Source organism: Microbacterium sp. F2E (genome assembly GCF_020905435.1).
Lineage (GTDB): Bacteria > Actinomycetota > Actinomycetes > Actinomycetales > Microbacteriaceae > Microbacterium > Microbacterium lacticum.
Map to the genome: position 1 here is coordinate 125,279 of NZ_JAJJIB010000005.1, position 26,403 is coordinate 151,681.

Genomic DNA, 26,403 nt, shown 5'->3' on the forward strand with positions numbered 1-26,403 from the left:
CACTTATTGCAGACCATGTCCCACTTATTGCCGACCATGTCCCAGAAATGGTTGGGTGTGGTGCGCTGAACCAGCGTTTTTTGGGACATGGTTCTGCGGACGGATGCTGCGGCAGGCCCGGGACGGATGCCGCGCCGCGGGCCACTCAGTGTGGGTGGCCGCGCAGCGGGATGACGGATGCCGGCAGCTCGTGCACCTTCGCCGACGCCTCGGCGGCCAGCGGGTTGGTCGACACCCCGTTCTCGCTCACGAGGCGGCCGCCGACGTAGACGGCCTTGAGGTTGCGGGGGCTCATCGCGAGCACGTACGAGCGGACGGGATGCCACAGCGGCCCGACATCCGGCATCCGCGGGTCGACGACGACGAAGTCGGCGAACTTGCCCACCTCGAGCGATCCGACGCGGTCGTCGACGCCCATGATCTCGGCTCCGCCGAGGGTGTGCAGGCGCAGCATGAGCTCGGGCATCATCGACAACGGATCCTTCGTGCGTGCCCGCTGCATGTAGATGCCCATGCGCATGTTCTGCCACGGGTCACTCACGTCGGTGCACGCCTGATCGTCGAGCCCGACACCGACCTTCATGCCCATCTCGAGCATCTCGGGCACCAGCGCGACACCCGACGCGAGGCGACCGTTGGATGCCGGCTGCCATGACATCGAGGCGCCACCTGCAACCGACTCGGCGATGATCTCGGGGGTCGTCTGGATGAAATGGCCGAACATGAGCCCGAGGCCCAGCGCCCCGGCATCCCGATACAGCGCGAACTTGGACTGCTGGTGCTCGACCGCCTCGGGCGACTCGAGGAAGTGCGCCTGGTTCGTCACGCCGTAGCGGCGCATCGCCTCGACCTCGAACTCGGCGGCCTCGGGGTGCGGCGACCACTGCACCTGGCCCATGATCGACGAGCCGAGGGCGAAATCGGCGTCCATCGCGCGGGTGTGCGCGACCTCGGCGGCGAAGCGGTCGAACACCTCGTCGGAGCTGCCGACCGTGACATCCATGCCCGAGGCATCCACGAAGCGGATGCCCGCGTCGAGCGTCCCGTCGGCCTGCCGGTAGTGGTACTCGAGTCCGCGGATGCCCGCGGTGCCCGTGCGCTTGCCGTCGACCATCGACTCCCACGCCTGCAGCGGGTCGGTGAAGTTGTACGCCGTCGTGACGCCGTTGGACAGGAAGTCGAGCGATCCGTGCAGCGTCGACCAGTACAGCTGCTCGGGCGTCATGTGGGCGGTCGTGCCGAGCATCGCGTCGCACCAGCCGTAGAGCGTGTCGGCGACGCCGAGGCCGCGCAGGCCGCTGGTGAACAGGTGCGAATGGCTCGAGACGAAGCCGGGCGCGACGAAGGCGCCCGCGACATCGAGGGTCTCGTCGGCCGTGGCATCCGGCGTTCCCGAGCCGATCGCGGCGATGCGGCCGTCTTCGATCAGCATCCAGCCGTCTTCGATGTACCCGGGGTCGGCGGTGCCGGCGGGGATCGTGATGAGACGCGCGTGGGTGACGAGGAGAGACATGCTCGTCACGGTATCCGGGCGATGTTTCCGCGCTGTCACGGCCTGGAAACACGCAGGCACACCCCGGAAACACGAGGGTTCTAGCGTCGGTGCATGGGACGGTTCACAGTCACGGTCTTCTGCGGATCCTCGCCGGGGTTCGACCCGATCTACGTCGACGCCGCCCGCGCGGTCGGCACCGCGATCGGTCGCGCCGGCATGAATCTCGTCTACGGCGGCGGGCATGTCGGGCTCATGGGAACGGTGGCGGATGCCGCGGTGGCAGCCGGCGCACACGTCACGGGCGTCATCCCGCGCGCACTGCAGGCGCGCGAGGCCGTCAACCACAACATCGCCGAGCTCGTCATCGTCGACACGATGCACGAGCGCAAGATGATGATGGCCGACCGGGCGGACGCGTTCCTGGCCCTGCCGGGCGGACCCGGCACGCTCGAGGAGCTCACCGAGCAGTGGACGTGGGCGCAGCTGGGCATCCACACCAAGCCCGTCGGCCTGCTCAACATCGACGGCTACTTCGACCCGCTGCTCGCGTTCGTCGGGAACATGCGCGACCGCGGCTTCACCCACCCGCGCTACACCGACATGCTCGTCGTGGCGACGGAGGCCGGCGAGGCCCTCGCGCGGCTGCGCGACTACGTGCCCCCGGCGCGCAGCGAGGCATCGCCCGGCGCCGAGATGACCGGCGCGCTGTCGCTGCCCGTGCGTCCCTGACGCGGCGGCGCGGCGCGGAGGGTCAGCGCGGCGCGGAGGGTCAGCGGGGCGCGGAGGGTCAGCGCAGCGCGGCGGGTCAGCGGGTCAGCGCGGCTCGGCGGCGAGGTGCAGGATCGACTCGGCGAGGGCGCGGATGCCGTGGGCCACATCGCCCGCCGACACGAATTCGTCGGGGTGATGGCTGATGCCGTCGGGGTTGCGCAGGAACAGCATCCCCACGTCGGTGATCGCACCGAGCGCCATGCCGTCGTGGCCAGCCGGGCTGAACAGCACGGGCGCCGCGTCGGAGCGCACGGGCAGGGTCGCACGGATGCCGGCGGCCACGACGTCCTGCAGCAGAGGGGCGCAGAACACCGCCGGGGCGCTGTGCACCTCGCGGGCCGACCAGCGCAGTCCGCGGCCGCCCATGATCTCGTCGAGGTCGCGCGAGAGCACGTCCCACACGCGGTCGCGTTCGCCGTCGAACTCGCCGCGCAGATCGAGCGAGAACCGCACCTCGCCGGGGATCACGTTGACGGCACCGGGGAAGGCCTCGAACCGGCCGACCGTGCCGATGATGTGGTGCTCCGCGGCGCAGACGCGCTCGACGGCGAGCGCCGCCTCGCTTGCGCCCAGCAGGGCATCGTGGCGCATGTCGTAGGGAGTGCCGCCGGCATGCCGCGCCTCACCCTCGACGACGAGCTGGAACCGGCGCGCCGACGCGATCGACGACACGACCGCGAGGGGCTCCCCGGCGCGGTCGAGCGCGGGTCCCTGTTCGATGTGGGCCTCGAGGTAGGCGACGAGCTCGTCGGGGCGGCGGGCCGCCTCGCCGATACGCGCCGGGTCGAGCCCGAACTCAAGGAACGCCTGCCGCAGGCTCACCCCTTCGGCATCCGTCAGCGTCCACCACGCGTCGTTCCACGAGCCGGCGACCGCCGACGAGCCCAGCAGCGCCTTGCCGAACCGCGTGCCTTCTTCGTCGGAGAAGGCGACGACCTCGATCGGGAACGGCAGCGGCACGGCCCAGCCGCCCTCGGTCGGAACCCGCAGCAGCCGCACGACCTCGAGCGCGATGAGCACGCCGGCGATGCCGTCGAAGCGGCCCGCGTCGATGACCGTGTCCAGGTGCGACCCGAGCAGGAGGGCGGGGACATCGCCGAGCGCGCTCACGAACTCCGCAGATTCGCGCGAACTCCGCACAGATCCAGCGATATTCTGCGGAGTTCGTGACATACTGCGAGGTTGACGACCCCCGACCGTCTCGATCCGCCCGACCTGGTTGCCGGCGGCATCCTGCCACGTGCGCATGCCGAGCTCGCGCATCCACTCGGCGGCCAGTCGGTTGACGCGGGCGTGCTCGGGCGAGAGGTAGACGCGCTCGATGCGCCCGGGCGTCGCGGTGACGCGGGCGAGCTCGTCGCACCGCGCCATGACGCGGCGCGCGGCGGCCGCGACGGCGTCCGGCGACGCGGTGAGCAGGCGAGATGACGCGCTCACGCGGCCGCCGCGTAGATGTCTGCGGCCGCCTCGACACCGCCGCCCGCGGGCACGGCTGCCCCGAACCGCCGCAGCACGGCCTCGAGCGCCGCGAGCGTCGTGAGCACGGCGTCCTTGCGGGCGTTGTAGCCCATCGTCCCGATACGCCAGACGCGTCCATGCAGGGGTCCGAACGAGGTGCCGATCTCGATGCCGAAGTCCTCCAGCAGGGCCGAACGCGCGGCATCCCCCGGCACGCCTGGGATCTCGACAGCGACGACGTTGTTCATCTTGTGCGCGACGTCGCCGAAGACGCCGAGGCCGAGGCCCCGCACACCCGCGAGCATCGCTCGCCCGGCGAGCTCGTGCCGGGCGATGACCTCGTCGCGCCCCTCGAGCAGCAGCACGCGCGCGCACTCGCGCGCCGCGTACAGCATGCTCGTCGCCTCGGTGTGGTGGTTGAGGCGCCGCGGACCCCAGTAGTCGAGGATCATCCCGAGGTCGAAGTAGTTCGATCGCACGAAGTCGGGCGCGCTCGGGTCGCCGGGCTCGCGGATGCCGGCCTCGATGCGGCCGCGCGAGCGGATGACCTCGACGGCGCGCTCCGACAGCGTGATCGGCGACGAGCCCGACGGCCCGCCGAGACACTTCTGCAGGCCGGCGGTCGCGGCATCCAGTCCCCACGCATCCGCATCGAACGCGTTGCCGCCGAGCGACGCGGTCGCGTCGGAGTAGAACAGGACCCCATGGCGGGCGCAGATCGCGCCGATGTCCTCGAGCGGCTGGTTCATCGTCGTCGAGGTGTCGCCCTGCACGAGCGCGAGCAGGGTGGGCTTCACGCGGACGATCGCCTCTTCGATGACGGATGCCGGGAACACCTGTCCCCACTCGGTCTCGATCGTGTGCACCTCGGCCTGCGCGCGCTCGGCGATCTCGGCGAGCAGGTGCCCGAACCGGCCGAAGACGGGCACGAGCACGCGGTCGCCGGGGCGCACGAGCGAGACGATGGCCGCCTCGATGCCGGCGCGGCTCGTGCCGTCGACCAGCAGGGTCGCGTCGTTGGTGGTGTTCCAGACGGCCCGATACAGCTCCTGCGTCTCGGCCATCGCGGTCGTCATGAACGGGTCGTACTGCCCGACGAGCGGTGCCGACATCGCGCGCAGGACGCTGGGGTAGGCCGAGATGGGGCCAGGGCCCATCAGCAGGCGTGCGGGCGGGTCCACAGGGCCGGGGATAGCAGGGCCGGGGATAGCAGGGCCGGGGATGACGGTGGTCATGGTGCTTCCGTTCCGGTGGTGAGGGCGTGCAGGGCGAGGCCCTGCCGCACGAGGGCGATGTCAGTCCCGGCGCGTGCGATGAGGCAGACGCCGACGGGGGCGGGGCCAAGGGGCGAGGCGACCGTCAGCAGCGGCACCGACAGGGCGGGCAGCCCCGCGACGGCGGCGGGAGTCGTGAGCCGCAGCGTGGCCTGGCGCACGGCGTCGATGCCCTCGCCGCCGGCCGTCCGCGCGGGGGCGGGGCCAGGCGCGGTCGGCAAAATCAAGACGGCATCCGTCACGAGGTCAGTGAGCCGCGCGCGCAGCGACGCAAGGGCGGCGCGGGCGGCAGCCTCGTCGGCGGCCGTGACGGCGGCGGCCGCCCGGAAGCGCTCTGCGACGGCCGGGCCCGTCGCGCCCGGATGCGCGCGTAGCCAGTCGCCGTTGTTGCGCCAGGCCTCCGCGCCCTGCACCGTGCGGAACGGCACCAGATAGTCGTCGAGGTCGCCGATCGAGGCGGTCTCGACGGGCAGATCGGATGCCGCGACGAAGGTTTCGAACGCGGCGCGCGTGGCGGGATCCGCGGCATCCAGGGCCTCAGCTGGCATCACGAAGCGCCACGGCAGGTCGGCGCCGGACTCGCCGAAGACCGACTCAGTGGAGTCCGACCCGTCGTAGCTGAGGCACCAGTCTGCGACGCGCTGCAGGGTCTCACCGTCGCGCGTGAGCCAGCCGACGGTGTCGAAGCTCTGCGCGAGGGGCAGCAGGCCCTGCCTCGGCACGAGCCCGTGCGTCGTGCGCAGACCCCACAGCCCCTGGTACGACGCGGGCACGCGCACGGATCCGGCGGTGTCGGTCGCGAGGCCGATGTCGGCCTGGCCCGTCGCGACGGCCGTCGCCGGTCCGCTCGACGAGCCGCCGGGCAGGGCTCCCGGGAGGGCTGCGTTCGGCGGGGTGCCGTAGTGCGCGTTGTCGCCCGCGATCGAGTAGGCGAACTCGTCGGTGCGGGCGATGCCGCGCAGCGACGCGCCGCCGCGGAGCAGGTCGGCCACCGCCGGAGCCGTCGTCGTTTCGGCACGCGCCGAGTCGAGGTAGGTGGGGTTGCCCGCGCCGATGCGGTAGCCCTTGATGGCGAAGAGGTCCTTGACGGCGACGGTGAGACCTTCCAGCGGACCGTCCCACGCGCCCTGGAACAGCGGGTCGCCGACCGAGCGCCAGACCGACCGGTCGAGCGCCTGCGCGCGCGGCGTGACGTGGGCGGCCGTGATGAGCCAGCGCCCGTCGAGGCGCTCCCAGACCTGCGTCTGCAGTCCCGTGCCACCACCGCGGAAGCGCGAGACCGACACGAGCAGCGCGACGTCGTCTGCCAGCGGGCGGTACTCGATGCGCTCGATCGTCCGGGGCGGAACCCCGCCGCGCACGCCGCGGAACGCGCTGATCGTGTCGTGCCCGACGAGCAGGCCCGCACCGTCGCCGCGCATCGTTTCGGCGCCGGGCGCGAACGCGGCATCCAGCGCATCGAGGTCGTTCGCGAGGATCGCGGCCTCGTACGCGTCGAAAGCCGCGCGCAGGTCGGCGGGGATCTCGGTCATGCGTCACCCCTCTCCGCCGACGCGGGCGCACAACTCAGGCAGAACCCCGCCCGCGGACGTCGAAACCCCGGCTTGAGCCCCCAACAGCCTGAGTTATGCGCCGCGCTCACGCGTCACCCGCCGTCTCGACGCCGGCGAAGTCGGCCTCGCGGATGCGGGCGTGCACGCCGCACACGATGTCGACGACCTGCGAGATGTCGAAGTCGGTGGCCGCCGACAGGTACGCGTAGGCGAGGTGCTCGGCCATGCCGTACCGGGCTGCGAGCAGGTCGAGCGCCGCGCGCACTGCCTTGCGCATCGCCTCGTTGAGGTCGGGGTCGAGGCCCGTCGGCACGAGGTACTCGCCCGTCCGCACGAGGGGGCCGGTGACCTCGCCGAAGGCGGCGAGCGCCTCGGCGCGCGGCACGACCTCGAAGCGCAGCGTCGCGCGCAGGGATGCCTCGAGCGCCGTCAGGGCTACTTCGCCGTCGCCCTGCGCGAAGTGCGGGTCGCCGACGTAGGCGAGGGCGCCCGGCACCTGCACGGGCAGGTACAGGACCGTGCCCTCCACGAGAAGGTTGATGTCGATGTTGCCGCCGTGCGACCCGGGGGGCACCGAGTGCGGGCGCTCCGGACCCGCTACGGCGACGCCCATCGTGCCGAGGAACGGCGCGAGCGGAAAGCCCACGACGCGCTCACCACCCTCGACGAGCGGCAGGCGTCCGGCGCCGCCGACCACCGGTGTGAAGACGCTGACGTTCTCGGGGCCGCGCGGCAGTGTGCCGGGGAGAGCGCCCTTGCCGTGCCGGTTCGAGATGACGCCGTACGGCACGCGCGGCGCGAGAGCGACGACCGTGATCTTGAGGAGGTCGCCGGGCTCGGCTCCCTCGATGAACACCGGCCCGGTGATCACGTGCGGCCCGTCGGCGACGGCATCACGGGGGGCGGATGCCGCGATCTCGATCGCGTCGGTGAGCACCGCCTCGGGCGCGACCCCGTGACCCGTGAAGTAGTCGAGCGGATCCTGCCCCTGATCAGGCAGGATGCCTTCGTGACTGACCGTGTCGAACGTGACGGTGGCCCCCGCCGGGACGGCGAGCACCGGGGCATCCGTCTCGCACGGAAGCCTCCCCCACAGCACCGTCTGCTGCGATGCGGCGACGTAGTGGTCGCCGGGGATGGGCCCGATTCCGGGCTGCAGGATCTCGCTCACGCCGTTCCTCTCGACAGGAGGCGGCCCGCCGGTGGGCGCCTCAGCCACGGCGCCTCGCCGGCGCCGCCTTCGCTCGCGTCGTACACGCTCTGCCCGCGCAGCCACGTGCGGCGCACGCGTCCGGTGAGGAGCTTGCCGTCGTAGGCGGAGATCGGGTTGCGGTGGTGCAGGGCCCGCGCGTCGATCCGCAGTTCGTCGTCGACGCCGAACACCACGAGGTGCGCCGGCGCTCCGACGACGATCTCACCGGCATCCGCGAGACCTGCGACCCTGGCGGGACCGGTCGTGAACAGCGGCAGGAGGGTGTCGAGCGGGATGCCGCGGCGGCGCGCCTCGGTCCAGACGGCCGAGAGCCCCACCTGCAGGCCGGCGATGCCGCCCCACGCGAGACCGAAGTCGCCGTTCCCCGAGCGCTTGAGGTCGACCGTAGAGGGCGAGTGGTCGCTCACGATCGCGTCGATCGTTCCGTGGAGGATGCCCTGCCACAACAGGTCCTGATTGCCCGCTTCGCGGATCGGCGGGCAGCACTTGAACTCGCTCGCGCCGTCGGGGATCTCCTCGGCGGTGATCGTCAGGTAGTGCGGGCAGGTCTCGACGGTGAGGTCGACCCCGTCGGCCTTCGCCGCGGCGATCGCGGGCAGAGCCCGGGCGTCGCTCAAGTGCAGGATGTGGGCGCGTGCGCCGTGACGCCGCGCGGCGGCGATGACGGCGTCGATCGCGGCCTCCTCGCTCGCCGGCGGGCGCGACGCGAGGAAGGCGGCGTAGCCGCGCCCGAGCGACCCGTCACCGGAAAGGAGGTCGGGGTCTTCCGCATGGACGATCAGGCGCGAGCCGATCGACGCGACCTCGGCCATCGCCCGGTCGAGCTGGGCGCGATCGAGGTGGCCGAACTCGTCAACGCCGCTCGGTACGAGGAAGCACTTGAACCCGTACACCCCGGCGTCGTGGACCGGCCCGAGCGCACCGAGGTTCTCGGGGACGGCGCCGCCCCAGAACCCGATGTCGACATAGGCGGATGCCGCGGCCGCCGCCCGCTTGATCTCGAGGGCCTCGGTCGTCGTCGTCGGCGGGATCGAGTTGAGCGGCATGTCGACGAGGGTCGTCACGCCGCCCGCGGCCGCGGCGAGGGTCGCCGACCGGAAGCCCTCCCATTCGGTGCGGCCGGGTTCGTTGACGTGCACGTGCGAGTCGACGAGACCGGGGACGAGGGCCGCATCCTCGGGCACTTCGACAGCGCCGCGCGGGGCACCGTGGGGCACCCCCACGTCGGCGATGACGCCGCCGCGCACGACGACCTCGGCCGGGCGGAACGCACCGTCGATCCACGCGCGCTCCGCACGGATCACCAGTTCCGACACGTGGACCTCCTGGGTGCTGAAGCCCTGGTTCGGGCTGTCGATCACGACGGTACCCAGCCCGCGTTTCCCGCGTGTTTCGCTCACCGCTGTTACGGGGCCGAAACGCCGCGGCGATACGGTCGGTGCATGAGACTCGACGAGTTCAACGACACCGACCGCGAGACGGCGACGGCGACGGTCGCGGTGTGGGCGGCGGTCACCACGTGGGTCGACGCGGTCGTCGCGGCACGGCCGTACGCCTCGGTCGACGAGGCTGCCGCGCGCGCCGACGCGCTCGCCCGCAGCTGGACCGACGCCGACCTGGATGCCGCGCTCGCTCACCACCCGCGCATCGGGCAGAAGCCCGCGGGGTCGGGGGCGGAAGCCGCAGCGAGCACCCGTGAGCAGGCGGCGATGGCGAGGGCATCCGTGTCGACGACGGATGCCATGGCACAGGCCAACGCCGACTACGAGGCCCGGTTCGGGCGCGTGTTCCTCATCCGTGCCGCGGGCCGCAGCGCCGACGAGATGCTCGCCGAAGTGCGCCGCCGGCTCGGCAACGACGACGCGACCGAAGCCGCCGAGGCGCGCGACCAGCTGCGCCAGATCGCGCTGCTGCGTCTGCGCTCGAGCCTGGAGGACTGACATGACCCACCTCACGACCCACATCCTCGACGCGACCGCGGGTGTGCCCGCGACGGGTGTCGCAGTGACCCTGGCGGGGCCCGACGGCGCCGCCCTCGCGTCGGGGCAGACCGACGCCGACGGGCGGCTCGCGCTCGGTCCGGACGCGCTGGAGCCGGGCGACTACTCGCTGACGTTCTCCACCGGGCCGTACTTCGCTGCGCAGGCAGTCGAGACCTTCTACCCCTCGGTCACGGTCGCGTTCACCGTCGCAGACCGTCCGCACTACCATGTGCCGCTGCTGCTGAGCCCGTTCGCGTATTCGACGTATCGCGGGTCGTGAGGGCGTAACGCCCCGGTAGCGCGACGAAACCTGACGGTGACACAGCCTCCGTAGCCTGCGGATGTGAAGGTCATCATCGTGGGCGCGGGCATCGGCGGAACGAGCGCAGGGATCGCGCTCACAAAACTCGGACACGACATCGTCATCTACGACCGGATGCGTGAGAACAAGCCGGTCGGCGCGGCGCTGTCGCTGTGGTCCAACGGTGTCAAGGTGCTCAACTGGCTCGGCGTCGGCGCCGAAGTCGCCGCCCTCGGCGGCGACATGGCCGACATGGTCTACCTCGATGGACACACCGGTGAGACGATGTGCGACTTCTCGCTCGCCCCGGTCACGGCGATGGCAGGGCAGAAGCCCTACCCCGTCGCCCGCGCCGACCTGCAGGCGCTGCTGATGGAGCGCGTCGGGTTGGATCGCATCCACCTCGGGCGGCAGGTGGTCGGTATCGCCGATGACGGCACGCAGGTCACGGTGACCTTCGCCGACGGCACGACCGACACGGGCGACCTGCTGATCGGCGCTGACGGCGCGCGCTCGATCACGCGCGACTACGTGCAGCCCGAGGGCGCGCCCGAGATCGTGCGCGAGTACTCCGGGTACACCAACTTCAACGGGCTGATCCCGGCGGATGACGCGATCGGCCGCGACACGGCGTGGACCACCTACGTCGCCGACGGCAAGCGCGCGGCGGTCATGCCCGTCGCGGGCGACCGGTTCTACTTCTGGTTCGACGTGCCGCAGCCGGCGGGGCTCGAGTACGACCGCGCCGACGGCGTCGCACCGCTGCGGGCGGCGTTCGACGGGTGGGCTCCCGGCGTGCAGGCACTGGTGGATGCCATCGATCCCGAGGCATCCCTCAATCGCGTCGAGATCTGGGACATCACGCCGTTCTCGACGTGGGCGAAAGGGCGCGTTGCGATCCTCGGCGATGCGGCGCACAACACGGCGCCCGACATCGGGCAGGGCGCGTGCTCGGCGCTCGAGGATGCCTTCGCGCTCGGCATCGCCTTCGCGACGAACACGGTGAGCGTCGAAGACACCCTGAAGCGCTACGAGCAGATGCGCGCAGAGCGCGCGGGCGACCTCGTGCTGCGGGCGCGCAAGCGCGGCTACGAGACGCACGCGTTCGACGTGGACGCCACGGAGGCCTGGTACGAGAGTCTGCGCGGCGCCGACGGTGTTGGCATCATCCGCGGGATCGTGGGCAACATCGACGGCACGCCGGTCGACCTCGGCGGCGGGTTGCGCGCGGTCTGAGCCGCGAGGCGCGGGTCAGAGTCGCTGGGCGATCGCCGCCGCGACCGTGAGCCAGGCATCGCGCGTCTCGGGCGACAGCGCGTCGAAGTCGATCGGGCCGCCGTCGACGAGCGCGGCGTCGAAGGGCACGTGCACGACGTCGGCGGTCACCTGCGCGAAGTGGCGCTCGAGGCGCTCCGCGAGCTTGCGGTCGGGCTTGGCCGAGGGCGCCGCGAGGATCGTGACGGCCTCGTCGATCTTCTGGTCGAAGCCCTTCTCGCGCAGTCCGTCGAGCAGCCACGCCGCCGAGGCGGCGGTGTCCTCACGCACGGTCGAGACGATCACGAGCTGGTCGGCGGCCGACACCGCGGCGACCCAGTTCGAGGCGCGCATGTTGTTGCCGGTGTCGACGATCAGCAGCCGGTAGTACCGCGAGAGCACACCGTGCAGCCGGTCGAAGGCGGCCGCGTCGATGGACGACGACGCCGCGGCATCCTCATCGGAGGCGAGCACATCGAAGCGCGCGTCGACCTGCGTGCGCACGTAGGTGTCGAGCGCGGCGAGGCTCGCCTGGCTCGGCTCGGCGAACGAGTCGAGGTGCTCGAGGAGGTCGACCGCGGTGCGGTGGTGCGGCGCATTCTGCGCCCGCCAGCCGAGCGTGCCACGGGTCTCGTTGTTGTCCCACGCGAGGGTCGCGCCGCCGCGCTGCGTGCCGAACGTCGCCGCGAGGAGCAGCGTCGAGGTCGTCTTGTGCGCCCCGCCCTTGGGGTTCAGGATCACGATCGTGCGCGGACCGTCGAGCCGGCGCTGCACGAGCCGCTCGCGGTCGAGGCGCGACTGCTCGGCCTTGCCGGGCCGCGGCGAGACGGCGCCGGCGGTCGCCCGCCGGATCGCGCCCTGCCAGCCCTCGGTCGCGCGCGGCTTCACGCGGTCGGCGCGCGAACCGAGGAGGTCCTCGACGGTCGGCGTCGCCCGCTGCACGGGGTCGCGGTGCACGCCCTCGCGGACGGTGTCGCGGCGGGCCGTCGCGGTGCGCGGCGTGGTGCTGCGCAGGGGCGCGGCGGGGGTGGATGCCTCGGGGGCGGGCGTCTCGACGCCGGGAGTGCCGGCGGCGGGGGCCTCGACGGCGGGCGCCTCGGGCGCGGGCACGGCAGGAACCTGCGCGAGCTGCGCCGCCGGCGCCTCGGCGGCGACGGCTTCGGGCTCGGGTGCCTCGGGGGCATCCATCACCACCGCCGCCTCATCGCGGGTCTCGTCCGACCCGGCGACATCTGCGGTGAGATCACCCTCGGGCTCTGCGGCGGGTTCGGGCGCCGGGCCACCGGTCACCACGGGCACCTCGCCGGTGCGGAGCGGGCGCGGGGCCGAGGCGGGCTCGCCGTCCTCGGTCTCGGCGAGCGCGGTCGCCTCGATGAAGCTGCCGTCGGGGTGCACGATCAGGGGCCAGCGCACCTCGCCGTCGACGACCATCGCGGTCACGGGCTCGCCGGCCGAGGCCGCCAGCAGGCGGATCGCCTCGACGACGCGGGCGCGCAGCCCCTCCTCGGTCGACGCGAAGACCTCGTCGATCTCACCGGAGACGTGGATCTGCGCCACGGTGCTCGAGGTGTAGTGCACGGTCGGTTCGAAGGTGGCGGTTCCCACGGGGGCCTTTCTGTCGCGTTCTGGCGTTCCCGAGTATCCCACCCCGGCGTCCTCAGCCCCGAAACGTCCTCAGACCTGGAACACGGAGTGCACCGGCCCGCAGGCCGCCTGACCGTCGAGCTCGATGAGTTCCATCAGCACGGCGGTGCCGGCGAGCTTCAGATCGAGCTCGGCCAGCAGTTGCTGACCGGCGCGCAGTGTGCCGCCGGTGGCGAGGATGTCGTCGACGAGCAGCACGCGCGTCCCCGGCGTGAGGTCGTCGCTCATCTCGATCGACGCGCGGCCGTACTCGAGGGCGTAGTCGACCGAGGCTGCCGGCCGCGGGAGCTTTCCGGCCTTGCGGATCGGGGCCATGCCCACGCCGGCCGCGATCGCGACGGCTCCGGCGAGCAGAAAGCCGCGCGCCTCGATGCCGGCGACCACGTCGAACTGACCGGCGAACGGCTCGATCAGCGCGTCGACCGAGGCGCGGAGCGCGTCGGCATTCGCGAGGAGCGGCGAGATGTCGCGGAAGAGGATGCCGGGTTCGGGAAAGTCGGGGATGGTCGCGATGAGCGATTCGGCGCGCTGGAGGGCCTGTGACGTCACCGGACCAGCGTACGCGCGCCGCAGGGGGCTCTGCGCGCCCCGGCCGTCGACCGACCGGGTTGCGTAAGCGCTTACACTGGAGCGCATGACGTCGCAGCCGACCTCCACCCTGATCTCCCCGCCCCCCGCCGAGGCCTCCCCCGCGGCCACCGCCGAGGTGCCCGACCTGCGCGGCAACCACCCCGGCGCCGAGTGGTGGCGCACCGCCGTGATCTACCAGATCTACCCCCGCTCGTTCGCGGATGCCTCCGGCGACGGCATCGGCGACCTCCCCGGCGTCACCGCGCACCTCGACGACCTGCGCTCGCTCGGCGTCGACGCCGTCTGGCTGAGCCCCTTCTACCGTTCGCCACAGCACGACGCCGGCTACGACGTCGCCGACTACCGCGACATCGACCCCCTGTTCGGCACCCTCGACGACTTCGACACGATGCTCGCCGCGGCGCACGCCCGGGGCATCCGCGTCATCGTCGACCTCGTGCCGAACCATTCCTCCGACCAGCACGTGTGGTTCCAAGAGGCCCTGGCCGCCGAACCCGGCAGCCCGGCGCGCGCCCGTTACCTCTTCCGCGACGGGCGCGGACCGGCCGGCGACGAGGCGCCCAACAACTGGGAGTCGGTCTTCGGCGGCCCCGCGTGGACCCGCACGACGAACCCCGACGGCACGCCCGGGCAGTGGTACCTGCACCTGTTCGACACGACCCAGCCCGACTTCGACTGGGCGAACCCCGAGGTGCAGGACGAGTTCCGAGGCATCCTGCGTTTCTGGCTCGACCGCGGCGTCGACGGCTTCCGCGTCGACGTGGCGCACGGGCTCGTCAAGACCGACGGGCTGCCCGACCACGTGCCGGCCGTCGACGCCGACAGCATGGGCGGTGGCGACGACGACGTGCCGTACTGGGGTCAGGACGGCGTGCACGAGATCTACCGCGACTGGCACCGCGTGCTCGCCGAGTACGACGGCGATCGGGCGCTGTGCGCCGAGGCGTGGCTGCCGACCGTCGACCGGACGGCGGAGTGGGTGCGCTCCGACGAGATGCACCAGGCATTCAACTTCCCGTATCTCATGACCGAGTGGGACGCCCCGGCGATCCGCGAGGTGATCTCCGAGTCGCTGCGCGCGTTCCCCGCCGTCGGCGCGCCGGCGACGTGGGTGCTGTCGAACCACGACGTCGTGCGGCACGCGTCGCGCCTCGCGTTGACCGCCGAGAACCCGCAGGGCCACGGCATCGGGCCGTCTTCTCCGGGTCAGCCGATCCCCGAGGTGGGGCTGCGGCGTGCCCGAGCGGCGACGACGGTGATGCTCGCGTTGCCCGGCTCGGCCTACGTCTACCAGGGCGAGGAGCTCGGACTGCCGGAGGTCATCGAGCTGCCGGGCGAGGTGCGGCAGGACCCGACCTGGTTCCGCACCGACGGCGAGCGCTACGGGCGCGACGGCTGCCGCGTGCCGATTCCGTGGACGGCGGACGGCGCCGCGTACGGCTTCAACACGACGGGCGCCTCGTGGCTGCCGCAGCCGGCCGAATGGGCGGCGCTCGCGCGCGACGCGCAGGAGGGCGACCCCGACTCGACGCTGTGGCTCTACCGCCAGCTGCTCGCGACGCGACGCGCGGAGGGTCTCGGAGCCGGCGAGCTCACCTGGCTCGACGGCTACGGCGACGACGTCATCGCATTCCGCAACGGGAATGTGACCGTGATCGCGAACGCCTCGGATGCCTCGGTGCCCCTCCCCGCCGGCACGGTGCTCGTCTCGAGCGGGCCGTTGCAGGCATCCGGACGTGCGGGCGCGCTGCCCGTGGACACCGCGGTCTGGATGCTCGCCGACTGACGTGGCGAGCCTCGACGATGTCGCCCGCGCCGCCGGAGTGTCCACGGCGACGGTCTCGCGTGCCCTGAGCGGGCGCGGGCGCACGTCGGAGGCGACCCGGCAGAGGGTGCGGGCGGCGGCCGACGCGCTCGGCTACGTGGCATCCGCCACCGCATCGTCGCTCGCGTCGGGCCGCGCCGAGAACATCGGCGTGATCGTGCCCCTCATGGACCGGTGGTTCTTCGCGACGGTGCTCGACGGCATCGCGGCGCGGCTCGCCCCGCGCGGGTACGACCTCACGCTGTACAACCTCACAGATGACCCGGCGCAGCGCCGCCGGCTGTTCGAGACCTCCCTGCGCCGCGGGCGCGTGGACGGCCTGATCGTGCTGTCGGTGGCGCTCACCGACGACGAGGTCGTGGCGCTCGAGACGCTCGACCTGCCGGTCGTGGGCCTCGGTGTGCCCCGCGGCGAGCTGCCCGCCCTGCGGGTCGACGACACCGCCGTGGGCCGCGCGGCCGCGGAGCACCTGCTGGCGCTCGGGCACCGCGAGATCGTGCACATCGGCCAGAGCGTCGGGGCGGAGGTCGCCGGTCGGGCGCCGGCGTACGACATCCCGACCCGGCGGCGCGCCGGGTTCGAGGCGGCGATGGCCGCGGCAGGCGCCGCGGCCCGGTTCGTCGAGAGCGACTTCACCGTCGACGGCGCGCGCCGCGCGGCCGTCGCGCTGCTCCGCGGCGGTGGGGGCGGCGCGGCGGATGCTGGCACCGGCGCGGCTCGCCGCCCGACGGCGATCTTCGCGGCCTCGGACGAGATGGCCTACGGCGTGCTGACCGCGGCGCGCGACCTCGGACTGCGCGTGCCCGAAGACCTCTCCGTGATCGGCGTCGACGGCCACGACCTGGCGGAGCTGTTCGGCCTGACGACGATCGACCAGTTCCCGCACGCCCAGGGCGAGCGAGCGGGTGACGCGATCCTCGCCGCCCTCGGCCGCCCCGCCGCGGGCGCCCCCGACCCCGGCCCACCCGCGGACGCCCCCGGCACGCCCGCGGGTCTCGCCGCGCCCGCGGGTCTCGGCGCACCCGCGGGTCTCGCCGCACCCGGCGGTCTCGGCGCACCCGGCGGCAGCGAGTCACTCGACGGATCCGAGGTCGACGCATCCCTCCCCTTCGCCCTCGTCACCCGCGGCACCACCGCCCCACCCCCTCGTTCCTGACCTCCCCCCGTTCACAACGTCGGAGATCCCGGACGCGCGAGCCCCCCGAACCGATTCGACCGGCCGTTCACGACCCGAATCTCCGACGTTACGTACGCCCGCTCGCCCGGACTCCCGCCTGCCCGCCCCGACCCCCTGCCGTCCGAAATCCCGTCCGCCCGGACTCCGGCCTGCCCTCCCGAGCCCCCGCCCAGGCCGCAAACCCGTACAGGCCGAAAACAGCGCCGCCGGTTACAGTCGGAGGGTGAGCATCGACCTCGAGGCCCTGTACATCGACCTGCACCGCCACCCCGAACTCTCGTTCCGGGAGACGCGCACGGCCGGCGTCATCGCGCGCGAACTCGGAGTCCTCGGGCTTGAGGTCGTCGAGGGGCTCGGCAAGACCGGCGCCGCGTCGGCGATCAGGAACGGCGACGGCCCGGTGGTCTGGCTGCGCGCGGACATGGACGCCCTCCCCGTCGAGGAGCAGACCGGCCTCGCCTACGCCTCCACGGCGCGGGGCATCGATCCCGCCGGCACCGACGTCCCCGTCATGCACGCGTGCGGACACGACATGCACGTGACGGCGATGCTGGGCGCCCTCGAACGTCTCCTCGCCACGAAGGACGAATGGTCGGGCACCGTCGTCGCCGTCTTCCAGCCCGCCGAGGAGTACGGCGCCGGCGCGCAGGCGATGATCGCCGACGGCGTGCTCGACCGATTCCCGAAGCCCGACATCGTGCTCGGCCAGCACCTGACCCCGCTCCCGGCGGGCACGATCGGCGTGCGCCCGGGCACGCAGATGGCGGCGTCCGACGGCCTGACCGTGCGCCTCCTCGGTCGCGGCGGACACGGCTCACGCCCGCACGCGACGATCGACCCGGTCGTCATGGCCGCCGCCACCGTCATGCGCCTGCAAACCATCGTCTCGCGCGAGATCGACCCGCGCGAGATGGCGGTCGTGACCGTCGGCGCGATCCACGCGGGCCTGAAGAACAACATCATCCCCGCCGAGGCGACGCTCGAGCTGAGCCTCCGCTACCCCGACGACGACGCCCGCGCCGACGTGATGGCGCGGGTCGAACGCGTCGTGCGGGCCGAGGCCCAGGCATCCGGCGCGACCGAGGAGCCGGTCATCACCACGCTCCACTCCCTGCCCCCGACGATCAACGACGGGGATGCCACGGCGCGCCTCGTCGCCGCGTGGGAACGTGCCTTCGGCGAGGGCATCGTCGTCGACCCGGGCATGTTCACCGGCAGTGAGGACGTCTCGTGGTTCGCCCGCGAGGCCGGCGTGCCGCTCGTCTACTGGTTCTGGGGCGGCGTCGACCCGGAGCGCTTCGCCGACGCGTACGCGCGCGGCGCGATCAACGAGGAGATCCCGACGAACCACTCGCCGTTCTTCGCGCCCGTCCTCCACCCGACGATCGAGCGCGGCGTCGACGCCCTCGTGGTGGCCGCGCGGGAGTTCCTCGCATGAGCTGGGCCGACCTCGGGCTGCCCGACGCCCCCGAGCCGAGCGGCAACGAGACGCCGGCGCCCCGCCCGCGCAAAGAGCCGAAACCCCCCAAGGAGCCGAAGCCGCCGAAGACTCCGAAGCCGCCGAAGCCGCCCCGCGAGTCGGGCGGACAGGGCGACGGCGAGGGTGGTTCGCGCACGCCGCTGATCCTCGGGATCGTCGCGGGTGTGCTGCTGGTCGCCGTCGTCGTGACGCTCGGGTTCGCCCTGACCCGCGGCTCGTCGACCGCCTCCCCCGCAGACACGCCGTCGAGCGATGCGTCGACGGCCGCGCCCACCGCTCAGCCGTCGCCGAGCCCCTCGGCATCCTCCGACGCGGTCGGCGTTCCGGTCGCGCTGAAGTTCGGCGGCACGGGTTTCACCCTCGTCGACAAGAACGCCAAGACGGTCTTCTCCTACGAGTGGCGCGACAAGGCCGCCGACGCGGTCACGGAGCTCACCGCGGCGTTCGGCGCGGCACCGACGCAGCGCGTCGAGCCGGGCGACGGCAGCAGCTACCCCGACTACACGGTGTACCAGTGGGAGGGCTTCCTGCTCTACGACATGGTCGACGGCACGGGCGGCGCGCAGCGCGCGACGTTCACCCAGCCGTCGTACGCCACCTTCTCGCGCAACGAGGTCGGCCCGATCTCGATGACCGCCGAGCACGGACTGAAGATCGGCTCGCCGGTGACGGCGGTGCGCGCCGCCGGGCCGAGCCAGGAGGTTCCGCGCGGCAACGTCGGCTCGATCCGGTTCATCTTCGACCAGTCGCGCTCGTCGGCCGGCCCGCCCGTGCAGTACAGCATGATCGCCGACACCGACGGCTCCACGGTCACCGCCGTGCTCTACTACTTCGCCGCCGGCGGCTGATCGCGGGCCGGACACAAGCGCACTCCCGCAAGCTCCGCCTACGCCTACGCCTCCGCCCGGGCGTCGGTGACGTCCCGGCCCGTGACGAGGCCGGGCAGGCCGCGGCCCTGCCGCGTCGACAACGCGGCGATGACGGATGCCACGGCGAACGCCGTCGCGCTGACCGACCACGGCGCGGGCAGCAGCGACAGCAGCAGATACCCGCCGATCCCCGCCAGGAAGCGCAGCGGACGGGCGAGCGCCTCGGGCAGCGGTCCGCCCCGGTACCGCAGCTCGACGGCGAGGTCGCCGACCGTCCGCCCCGTCGCGAGCGTCACGATCGCCCACAGCGCGATCGGCACGGCGCTCGACACCGCCCGCGCGAGCGTACCGTCGAGCACCGCGGCGTGATCGCGCGCCACGTACTCGAGCACGACCTGCACGCCGATCCCCATCACCCCGGCGACGAGCACGGTGCCGAGCCAGTCGCACAGCATCGCCAGCAGCCGCCGCCCGCGCGTGACGGGGTGCGGCCGGCGGGCGGCATCCGTCACCGCGCTGCCGCGCAGCCGCCGCGGCACGACGAGCGCGAGCGCCGATCCGAGCACCGCGCCGAGCGTGTTCATGAGCAGGTCGTCGACGTCGAACACGCGGTAGGCGCACGGGTAGATCCCCCACACCCCGGTCAGTTGCGTCGTCTCGATCACGAGCGAGACCCCGAATCCGACGAGAAGGGCGGTGAGGATGCCTCTGCCGCCGAGCACCCGCAGGAAGAAGCCGAGCGGCAGGAAGAGCAGCACGTTGAGCGCCAGCTGCAGCACCGCGAAATCGGTCACGCTGCGCGCCGCGCGCAGATCGTCGACGAACGCGAACACGTCGAGGTCCACCCCGGCGCAGGCAGAGAAAGCGGCGTCCGGAAGGGGCAGCAGCGTGTACGTCCAGATCGCCAGGAAGTAGACGAGCGCCGCCGCCCACAGCGCCGACCGGCCGAGCGTGAGGCGCCCGCGACGGCGGTAGCTGACGGCCACGAACGGCACGAACAGGGCCGTGCCGACGAGCACGCCGAGCCCGATCGCGATCGCCGCCGAATACACCTCGTTGCCCATCCCCCGATACTTCCAGGTCGCCGGATTGCGCACGCGCGCCGGGGCGCGTAATGTCGCCCGCCGTGGCCGATGAAAACCGCGGGGAGGACAGGGCGGGGGCCGACGAGACCCCCATCGCCAAACGCATCCTCATCGGCGAGCCGCTGACGAGTGAAGAACTCGAGGGCCAGCTGCTCCCGAAGAGGATGGCGTTGCCGATCTTCGCCTCCGACGCGCTCTCGTCGGTCGCCTACGCGCCGCAGGAACTCCTCATGATCCTGCTCATCGGCGGCACGGCGTTCCTGGCGTTCAGCCCGTGGGTCGCGGCGGCGGTGGTCGCGCTCCTCATCGTGGTCGTGCTGAGCTACCGCCAGCTCATCAAGGCGTACCCCTCCGGCGGCGGCGACTACGAGGTCGCGCGCACGAACCTCGGTGAGAAGGCCGGCGTCGTCGTCGCGGCGGCGCTGCTCGTCGACTACATCCTGACGGTCGCCGTGTCGGTGGCATCCGGCGTCGACAACATCATCTCGGCCCTCCCCGGCCTCGACCCGTGGCGGGTCGAGGCCGCCGTCGGGTTCGTGGTGCTGATCATCCTCGTGAACCTGCGGGGCGTGCGCGAGGCATCCACCGCCTTCGCGATCCCCACGTACGTCTTCATCGGCTCGGTGCTCGTCATGATCGTGGTCGGGCTCATCCGGTGGGCGCTGGGCGATCCGCCCATCGCCGACAGCGCCCAGTTCGCCGTGCAGGCCGAAGACCTGAGCCAGGCCGCGATCATCCTGCTGATCCTGCGCGCGTTCTCGAGTGGATGCTCCGCGCTCACCGGCGTCGAGGCGGTCGCCAACGGCGTGCCCGCCTTCCGCAACCCCAAGGTGCGCAACGCCCAGACGACCCTCGTGCTGATGGGCTCGATCGCGATCCTGATGTTCGCCGGGCTCACCGTGCTCGCCCTGATCTCGGGGGTGCACTACGCCGAGAACCCCTGCCACCTCATCGGGTTCGACTGCCAGGCGGCGGTGCAGCCGAGCCTCATGGCGCAGGTCGCCGCGGCCACGTTCGGCAGCGGCAGCATCCTCTTCTACGTCGTGCAGGCCGCGACCGCCTGCGTGCTGCTGCTGGCCGCCAACACCGCGTTCAACGGGTTCCCGCTGCTCGGTTCGGTGCTCGCCCGCGACGGCTACGCCCCGAAGGCGCTGAACACCCGCGGCGACCGCCTCGTCTACTCGAACGGCATGATCATCCTCGGCCTTGCCGCGGTGCTCGTGCTGATCCTCTTCCAGGCGAAGCGCACGACCCTCATCCAGCTCTACATCATCGGCGTGTTCGTGTCGTTCTCGCTCGGCCAGATCGGCATGGTCCGGCACTGGCGGCGCGAGCTGCGGCTGCTGGCGCGCGGCACGTCGAGCACCGCCGTCGCCGCGCGGCGCGAGGCGTGGTCGGGCCTGTTCATCAACACGCTCGGGGCGACCTTCACCGTCGTCGTGCTCGTGATCGTGACGATCACGAAGTTCACGCACGGGGCGTGGCTGGTCTTCCTCGCGATCCCGGTGCTGTCGTTCCTCCTGGTGGGCGTGCACCGCTACTACCGCGACGTCGAGCACGAGATCACGATGGATGACGATGTGCACTTCGGCGCCACCGGCGATGTGGCGATCGTGCTCGTCGGCAAGCTGCAGAAGCCGGTCGCGAAGGCCCTCGACTACGCCCTCGCCGCCAAGCACGACGAGACCCTCGCCGTGCACATCGCCGTCACCGCCGACGACGCCCGCGACGTGCAGGAGGAGTGGGAATACCACCACATGCCGGTGCCGCTGCTCGTCATCGAGTCACCCTACCGGCAGTACGCAGCGCCGCTCGCCCAGTTCATCAACCAGTACCGCGAGAAGCACGGGTCGTCGGTCGTGACGGTCTACCTGCCGCAGTACATCGTCGGGCACTGGTGGGAGACCTTCCTGCACAACCGCCGCGCCCGGCGCATCGCGCAGCAGCTCATGCTCGTCCACGGCGTGCAGATCACGCTCGTGCCCTGGATGCTCGACTCGTCGGAGCTCATCTACGGCCGCCGCTCGCGGCCGCTGCCGGGCGACGACCGCGCCGGGCGGATCACCTCGTACGGCCTCGTCGCCCACACCGACGACGAACCGTAACCCGGCCGGCGCGGCTCACGACGCGTCGCGGAGCGCCCCCCTCACGACGCGGCGGTCAGCAGCAGCTCCTCACGGCGGCGGGCGAGCGCGGCGAGCCGCTCCGCCGTCTCGAGGCGCCGGTTCGCGAGGGCGACGTCGAGCTCGCTGAGGCGCACCTGCAGCGTGACCGCCTGCTCGCGTGCCTGCGCGATGCGCTCCCGCACCATCCAGTCGGCGAACACGTTGTCGAAGAGCACGTCGAACACGCCGAGGGTGTCGGAGATCTCGACGCCCTGCACAGGCGAGACGCCGACGTCGGCGAGCTCGATCCGCAGGCGCTCGAGGGCGCGGTTCACCCGCGCGAAGGCATCCGCCGACTCCTGGATGCGACTGTGCTTCATCAGGTCGGCGAGCATCCCTCTGCCGAAGAACGTGTCGTAGGTCGACCAGCCGCCCGCGCTCTGCAGACGGGTGTGCGCCTCCTCGAGGGCGCTCATCGCGGCGCGGAGCGCGGCGACGGCCTCATCGACCTCCCGCAGGTCGGAACGCGCGCGGCCGATGTCGGCCGCGACGATGCGCAGGTCGGATGCCACGGTGCCGAGGCTGTCTCCCGCCGCCCCCGCGGTCACGATCCGCTCGTACTCGGCGAGCGCCCCCGCGTACCGCTCCTCCACGTCGCCGAGCTCGGCGCGCTGGGCGCTCACCCGACGGAGCTCCGCGCCCGCCTGCGCGAGACGTGCCTCGGCGCCGGCGACGGCGAGCGCCGCGGCGTCGCGCTCGGCACGCTCGCGGGCCGCCTGCTCCGGGGCATCCCCGCGGAGGGTCGCCCACAGGCGTGCCGCCGAGATCCCCTCGATGCGCCGGACGTCGGCCTCCTCCACGCGAAGGCGCTCCTGCAGCTCATCGCGCTCGGCCCGGCGGGCGTCGACGAGGGTGCGGGCCGCGTCGACGCGGGCCCCGAGGTGTTGGTGCGCGGAGCGGTCTTCGGCGGCGCGGCGGAGGATCTCGACGGCGGCGTCAGCATCGGTCATGCCCCCAGCGTGCCACGGCAGGCCGCCCTACTCCCCCGCACCCCTCACCCCCACGGCGCCGGGCACGCGGGCGGGGCGTAGCCTAGACGGGTGAGTTCCTCGACCCCTCAGACCGTCGCGTCCGCCGTCGACCCGCTCGACGCGACCCGGCTGCGCGAGGACTTCCCGATCCTCTCCGAAGAGGTGAACGGTCACCGTCTCGTCTACCTCGACTCCGCCGCGACCAGCCAGCGCCCGCTCGCGGTGCTCGACGCCGAGCGCGAGTTCCTCACGCACGCGAACGCGGCCGTGCACCGCGGCGCGCACACGCTCGCCGCCGAGGCGACCGACCTGTTCGAAGACGCCCGCGCGACCGTCGCCGGCTTCGTCGGCGCGGAGGCCGAGCAGCTCGTCTGGACGAGCGGCGCCACGATGGGCCTCAACCTCGTCGCCTACTCGATCGGCAACGCGTCGGTCGGGCGCGGCGCACCGGCATCCGCGGGTCTGGCCCTCCGCCCCGGCGACGAGATCGTCACGACGGCCATCGAGCACCACGCCAACCTCATCCCGTGGCAGGAGCTCGCCGCGCGCACCGGCGCGGTGCTGCGACACATCCCCGCCCGGGACGACGGCACCCTCGACCTCGACGCCGCGTCGGAGATCATCGGCGAGCGCACCCGCATCGTCGCGTTCACGCACGTCTCGAACGTGCTCGGCATCGTCAACCCGGTCGACGAGCTCATCGCGCTCGCCCGGCGCGTCGGCGCGCTGACGGTGATGGATGCCTGCCAGTCGGCCCCGCACCTCCCGCTCGACCTCCCCGCGCTCGGCGTCGACCTCGCCGTCTTCAGCGGCCACAAGATGCTCGGGCCCTACGGCGTCGGCGGCCTCTACGGACGCGCCGCGGTGCTCGAGGCGATGCCCCCGTTCCTCACCGGCGGCTCGATGATCACGACCGTGACCCTCGATCACGCCGAGTACCTGGCCCCGCCGCAGCGGTTCGAGGCCGGCACTCAGCCGATCGGCCCGGCGATCGGCCTGGCCGCCGCGGTCCGCTACCTCGACGGGGTCGGTCTCGACCGCATCCACGCGCAGGAGACGATGCTCGCCGAGCGCATGCGCGCCGGGCTCGTAAAGATCCCGGGCATCCGCCTCCTCGGCGATGCGGAGGGCGCCGAACGGGTCGGCCTCTGGTCGTTCGACGTCGACGGCGTGCACGCGCACGACGCGGGCCAGTTCCTCGACGCGCGCGGCGTCGCCGTGCGGGTCGGCCACCACTGCGCCGCCCCGCTGCACAGCCGCTTCGGCATCACCGCCTCGGTGCGCGCCTCGACCGCCCTCTACACCACCCCCGATGACGTGGATGTCTTCCTCGATGCCGTCAGCGGCATCCGTCCCTATTTCGGAGTCTGACCATGAACGAGCTCGACGCGCTCTATCGCGAACTGATCCTCGACCATTCGAAGCACCCGCAGCACTTCGGGCTGAGCACCGCGGAGGACGCGGCCGGCACGACCGGCGAGTCGTACCAGAAGAACCCGGTGTGCGGCGATGAGATCACCCTGCGCGCCCACGTCGACGGCGAGACCATCACCGGCGTCGCGTGGGAGGGTCGCGGATGCTCGATCTCGCAGGCCTCAGCATCCATGCTCTCCGACCTCGTCGCTGAGGAGGGGCTCAGCCGCGCCGAGGCGGTCGCGCTGATCGAGGGGTTCCGGGAGGCGCTCCGCTCGCGCGGCCAGCTCGAGCTCGACGAAGACGTCTACGGCGATGCTGCCGCCCTGTCGGGGGTGTCGAAGTTCTCGGCGCGGGTCAAGTGCGCGATGCTCGCGTGGGTCGCCCTCGAAGACGCGATCGCCAAGGCATGAGCCACGCCGAGGCCCAGGCCCACCTCCCCCACGTCGTCATCATCGGCGGCGGCTTCGCCGGTGTCAGCGCCGCACGCGCGCTGCGGCACGCCCCCGTGCGCGTGACCCTCGTCGACCGCCGCATCTACAACACCTTCCAGCCGCTGCTCTATCAGGTGGCCACCGGAGGGCTGAACCCCGGCGACGTCACGCACTTCCTGCGGAGCCTGCGCGCCCAACAGCCGAACCTCGACGTCGTGCACGAGCACCTCATGGAGATCGACACGGATGCCCGCACCGTGCGCCTGCTCGACGGGCAGGAGATGCCCTACGACTACCTGCTGATCGCGAACGGCGTGACGACGGCGTACCACGGCACTCCGGGCGCGAAAGAGAACTCGTTCGCGGTGTACTCGCGGTCGCAGGCCATCGCGATCCGCGACACCCTGTTCACGCGCCTGGAGCGCGCGGCAGTCAAGCCCGACCGCGACAAGGGTCTGTCGGTCGTCGTGATCGGCGGCGGGCCCACCGGCGTCGAGATGGCCGGAGCGCTCGCGGAGCTGCGCGACCAGGGCCTCGAGCCCGCCTACCCCGAGCTGGAGGGCGACGCGTTCCGTATCACCCTGCTGCAGCGGAGCGAGATCCTGAAGCCGTTCCTGCCGAAGCTGCGCACCTACGCGGCGGCCCAGCTGCGCCGCCGCGACGTGACGGTGCGCCTGGGCGCGGGGGTCGAGGAGGTGTGCCCCGACTCGGTGCGCCTCTCCGACGGCACGGTGCTCCCCTCCGACCTCACGATCTGGGCGACCGGCGTCGCCCCGCACGAGGAAGTGCGCCACTGGAGCCTGCCGCTCGACGAGGGCGACCGCATCCGCGTGGGCGCCGACCTGCAGGTCGAGGGGCTCCCCGGCGTCTTCGCCGCGGGCGACGTCGCGATCACGCCGCAGGACCTGCCGCAGCTCGCGCAGCCGGCCATCCAGGGCGGCGCGCACGTCGCACGGCAGATCCAGCGGCTGCTGGCGGGGGAGCCGACCGAGCCGTTCGAGTACTACGACAAGGGGCAGCTCGCGATCATCGGCCGCCGCTCGGCGGTGGGCGAGGTGCCCGGAGTGGCGAACCTGCCGGTGCTGCACAGCATCGGGATCCTCCAGCGCGTGCCGCTGCTGCGCCGCATCGTGCCACTCACCGGGCGCCCGGCCTGGTTCGTGTGGCTGTTCGTGCACATCTCGAGCCTGCTCGGCCCGCGCAACAAGCTGCAGGTCATGGTCGGGCTCGTCGCCCGCTACGGCCCGCGCCTGCACCGCGCGCCGGTGCCGATCGTCGGCGACGTGCCGGCGATCCGCCCCTCGAAGGCGCAGCGCCGGCGCCTCAGCCCCGCCGAGCGCTCCGCCGTCGACGCGGCCGCCGCCGAAGACGCCGGCTGACCCGCCCGTGCCCGTCGCCCGCGCCGCGCCCATCGCCCCGGCCCCGCCCGAACTGCAAGGCCTGCGGCG

General features: G+C 72.5%; 22 protein-coding genes. 12 read left to right on the forward strand and 10 right to left on the reverse strand.

Annotation, left to right across the window (positions count from 1 at the left end):
- Positions 1-145: 145 nt before the first annotated feature.
- The gene (locus tag LOK55_RS06045; protein WP_229934658.1) at positions 146-1,513 is read right to left on the reverse strand and encodes an amidohydrolase family protein; all 1,368 of its coding nucleotides are present in this window, start codon (positions 1,511-1,513) and stop codon (positions 146-148) included.
- A 93-nt stretch (positions 1,514-1,606) separates the two neighbouring features.
- Here LOK55_RS06045 and LOK55_RS06050 point away from each other — a divergent pair, with 93 nt between their 5' ends.
- On the forward strand, positions 1,607-2,224 hold the full coding sequence (locus tag LOK55_RS06050) for a TIGR00730 family Rossman fold protein (RefSeq protein ID WP_196323523.1): 618 nt from the start codon (positions 1,607-1,609) through the stop codon (positions 2,222-2,224).
- Positions 2,225-2,308: 84 nt separating this feature from the next.
- On the opposite strand, the gene LOK55_RS06055 is transcribed toward LOK55_RS06050, so the two are convergent.
- The 5 genes from LOK55_RS06055 to allB all read right to left on the reverse strand — a co-directional run bounded on the left by LOK55_RS06055 (position 2,309) and on the right by allB (position 9,080).
- Positions 2,309-3,637, reverse strand: coding sequence for a Zn-dependent hydrolase (locus tag LOK55_RS06055; protein ID WP_268252357.1), 1,329 nt, complete (start codon positions 3,635-3,637; stop codon positions 2,309-2,311).
- A 62-nt stretch (positions 3,638-3,699) separates the two neighbouring features.
- Entirely contained in the window at positions 3,700-4,959 is a 1,260-nt protein-coding gene (locus LOK55_RS06060) for an alanine--glyoxylate aminotransferase family protein (protein ID WP_308066643.1), read from the reverse strand.
- Complete coding sequence (locus tag LOK55_RS06065; protein WP_229934660.1) at positions 4,956-6,530, reverse strand: AtzH-like domain-containing protein; 1,575 nt, start codon at positions 6,528-6,530, stop codon at positions 4,956-4,958. The genes LOK55_RS06060 and LOK55_RS06065 overlap by 4 nt, the downstream gene beginning before the upstream one ends.
- Before the next feature lie 106 nt (positions 6,531-6,636).
- A complete protein-coding gene (locus LOK55_RS06070) occupies positions 6,637-7,722 on the reverse strand; it encodes an acetamidase/formamidase family protein (protein WP_229934661.1) in 1,086 nt (361 codons plus the stop codon).
- Positions 7,719-9,080, reverse strand: coding sequence for an allantoinase AllB (gene allB / locus LOK55_RS06075; protein ID WP_229934686.1), 1,362 nt, complete (start codon positions 9,078-9,080; stop codon positions 7,719-7,721). The genes LOK55_RS06070 and allB overlap by 4 nt, the downstream gene beginning before the upstream one ends.
- Before the next feature lie 126 nt (positions 9,081-9,206).
- Here allB and uraD point away from each other — a divergent pair, with 126 nt between their 5' ends.
- The 3 genes from uraD to hpxO all read left to right on the forward strand — a co-directional run bounded on the left by uraD (position 9,207) and on the right by hpxO (position 11,283).
- On the forward strand, positions 9,207-9,704 hold the full coding sequence (uraD, locus tag LOK55_RS06080) for a 2-oxo-4-hydroxy-4-carboxy-5-ureidoimidazoline decarboxylase (RefSeq protein ID WP_196324758.1): 498 nt from the start codon (positions 9,207-9,209) through the stop codon (positions 9,702-9,704).
- A gap of 1 nt (position 9,705) precedes the next feature.
- A complete protein-coding gene (uraH, locus tag LOK55_RS06085; RefSeq protein WP_196324757.1) occupies positions 9,706-10,026 on the forward strand; it encodes a hydroxyisourate hydrolase in 321 nt (106 codons plus the stop codon).
- A gap of 63 nt (positions 10,027-10,089) precedes the next feature.
- The gene (hpxO, locus tag LOK55_RS06090) at positions 10,090-11,283 is read left to right on the forward strand and encodes an FAD-dependent urate hydroxylase HpxO (protein WP_229934662.1); all 1,194 of its coding nucleotides are present in this window, start codon (positions 10,090-10,092) and stop codon (positions 11,281-11,283) included.
- A 15-nt stretch (positions 11,284-11,298) separates the two neighbouring features.
- On the opposite strand, the gene LOK55_RS06095 is transcribed toward hpxO, so the two are convergent.
- Complete coding sequence (locus LOK55_RS06095; protein WP_229934663.1) at positions 11,299-12,906, reverse strand: chromosome partitioning protein; 1,608 nt, start codon at positions 12,904-12,906, stop codon at positions 11,299-11,301.
- Positions 12,907-12,975: 69 nt separating this feature from the next.
- Complete coding sequence (locus LOK55_RS06100; protein WP_229934664.1) at positions 12,976-13,494, reverse strand: adenine phosphoribosyltransferase; 519 nt, start codon at positions 13,492-13,494, stop codon at positions 12,976-12,978.
- A gap of 85 nt (positions 13,495-13,579) precedes the next feature.
- Here LOK55_RS06100 and LOK55_RS06105 point away from each other — a divergent pair, with 85 nt between their 5' ends.
- From LOK55_RS06105 to LOK55_RS06120, 4 genes are all read left to right on the forward strand, one after another.
- On the forward strand, positions 13,580-15,322 hold the full coding sequence (locus LOK55_RS06105; RefSeq protein ID WP_229934665.1) for a glycoside hydrolase family 13 protein: 1,743 nt from the start codon (positions 13,580-13,582) through the stop codon (positions 15,320-15,322).
- A gap of 1 nt (position 15,323) precedes the next feature.
- Positions 15,324-16,517: a LacI family DNA-binding transcriptional regulator gene (locus LOK55_RS06110; RefSeq protein WP_229934666.1), complete on the forward strand. Its 1,194-nt coding sequence runs from the start codon at positions 15,324-15,326 to the stop codon at positions 16,515-16,517.
- A 244-nt stretch (positions 16,518-16,761) separates the two neighbouring features.
- Entirely contained in the window at positions 16,762-17,976 is a 1,215-nt protein-coding gene (locus LOK55_RS06115; protein WP_229934667.1) for an amidohydrolase, read from the forward strand.
- Complete coding sequence (locus tag LOK55_RS06120) at positions 17,973-18,866, forward strand: hypothetical protein (RefSeq protein ID WP_229934668.1); 894 nt, start codon at positions 17,973-17,975, stop codon at positions 18,864-18,866. The genes LOK55_RS06115 and LOK55_RS06120 overlap by 4 nt, the downstream gene beginning before the upstream one ends.
- Positions 18,867-18,910: 44 nt before the next feature.
- On the opposite strand, the gene LOK55_RS06125 is transcribed toward LOK55_RS06120, so the two are convergent.
- Positions 18,911-19,951: a VanZ family protein gene (locus tag LOK55_RS06125; RefSeq protein WP_229934669.1), complete on the reverse strand. Its 1,041-nt coding sequence runs from the start codon at positions 19,949-19,951 to the stop codon at positions 18,911-18,913.
- A gap of 50 nt (positions 19,952-20,001) precedes the next feature.
- Between LOK55_RS06125 and LOK55_RS06130 the strand changes: the two genes are divergently transcribed.
- Positions 20,002-22,077, forward strand: a complete 2,076-nt coding sequence (locus LOK55_RS06130; RefSeq protein WP_229934670.1) for an APC family permease — start codon at positions 20,002-20,004, stop codon at positions 22,075-22,077.
- Positions 22,078-22,118: 41 nt separating this feature from the next.
- Here the strand turns inward: LOK55_RS06130 and LOK55_RS06135 are convergent, their stop codons facing one another.
- Complete coding sequence (locus LOK55_RS06135; RefSeq protein ID WP_229934671.1) at positions 22,119-23,087, reverse strand: hypothetical protein; 969 nt, start codon at positions 23,085-23,087, stop codon at positions 22,119-22,121.
- Positions 23,088-23,177: 90 nt separating this feature from the next.
- Between LOK55_RS06135 and LOK55_RS06140 the strand changes: the two genes are divergently transcribed.
- The 3 genes from LOK55_RS06140 to LOK55_RS06150 are packed head-to-tail and all read left to right on the forward strand — an operon-like array spanning position 23,178 to position 26,334.
- Positions 23,178-24,479: a SufS family cysteine desulfurase gene (locus LOK55_RS06140; protein WP_229934672.1), complete on the forward strand. Its 1,302-nt coding sequence runs from the start codon at positions 23,178-23,180 to the stop codon at positions 24,477-24,479.
- A gap of 2 nt (positions 24,480-24,481) precedes the next feature.
- Positions 24,482-24,934 (forward strand): Fe-S cluster assembly sulfur transfer protein SufU, encoded by a 453-nt coding sequence (sufU, locus tag LOK55_RS06145; protein WP_229934673.1) that lies wholly within the window; start codon positions 24,482-24,484, stop codon positions 24,932-24,934.
- Positions 24,931-26,334, forward strand: coding sequence for an NAD(P)/FAD-dependent oxidoreductase (locus LOK55_RS06150; RefSeq protein WP_229934674.1), 1,404 nt, complete (start codon positions 24,931-24,933; stop codon positions 26,332-26,334). The genes sufU and LOK55_RS06150 overlap by 4 nt, the downstream gene beginning before the upstream one ends.
- Positions 26,335-26,403 lie beyond the last annotated feature (69 nt).

Bases quoted from the DNA above. Each gene is read 5' to 3' on its own strand.
- LOK55_RS06065 (WP_229934660.1), bottom strand. From the start codon at position 6,530: ATGACCGAGATCCCCGCCGACCTGCGCGCGGCTTTCGACGCGTACGAG.
- LOK55_RS06125 (WP_229934669.1), bottom strand. From the start codon at position 19,951: ATGGGCAACGAGGTGTATTCGGCGGCGATCGCGATCGGGCTCGGCGTG.
- LOK55_RS06050 (WP_196323523.1), top strand. From the start codon at position 1,607: ATGGGACGGTTCACAGTCACGGTCTTCTGCGGATCCTCGCCGGGGTTC.
- LOK55_RS06055 (WP_268252357.1), bottom strand. From the start codon at position 3,637: ATGGCGCGGTGCGACGAGCTCGCCCGCGTCACCGCGACGCCCGGGCGC.
- LOK55_RS06060 (WP_308066643.1), bottom strand. From the start codon at position 4,959: ATGACCACCGTCATCCCCGGCCCTGCTATCCCCGGCCCTGCTATCCCC.
- LOK55_RS06120 (WP_229934668.1), top strand. From the start codon at position 17,973: ATGAGCTGGGCCGACCTCGGGCTGCCCGACGCCCCCGAGCCGAGCGGC.
- LOK55_RS06150 (WP_229934674.1), top strand. From the start codon at position 24,931: ATGAGCCACGCCGAGGCCCAGGCCCACCTCCCCCACGTCGTCATCATC.
- LOK55_RS06135 (WP_229934671.1), bottom strand. From the start codon at position 23,087: ATGACCGATGCTGACGCCGCCGTCGAGATCCTCCGCCGCGCCGCCGAA.
- uraD (WP_196324758.1), top strand. From the start codon at position 9,207: ATGAGACTCGACGAGTTCAACGACACCGACCGCGAGACGGCGACGGCG.
- LOK55_RS06045 (WP_229934658.1), bottom strand. From the start codon at position 1,513: ATGTCTCTCCTCGTCACCCACGCGCGTCTCATCACGATCCCCGCCGGC.
- sufU (WP_229934673.1), top strand. From the start codon at position 24,482: ATGAACGAGCTCGACGCGCTCTATCGCGAACTGATCCTCGACCATTCG.
- LOK55_RS06105 (WP_229934665.1), top strand. From the start codon at position 13,580: ATGACGTCGCAGCCGACCTCCACCCTGATCTCCCCGCCCCCCGCCGAG.
- uraH (WP_196324757.1), top strand. From the start codon at position 9,706: ATGACCCACCTCACGACCCACATCCTCGACGCGACCGCGGGTGTGCCC.
- LOK55_RS06130 (WP_229934670.1), top strand. From the start codon at position 20,002: ATGTCGCCCGCCGTGGCCGATGAAAACCGCGGGGAGGACAGGGCGGGG.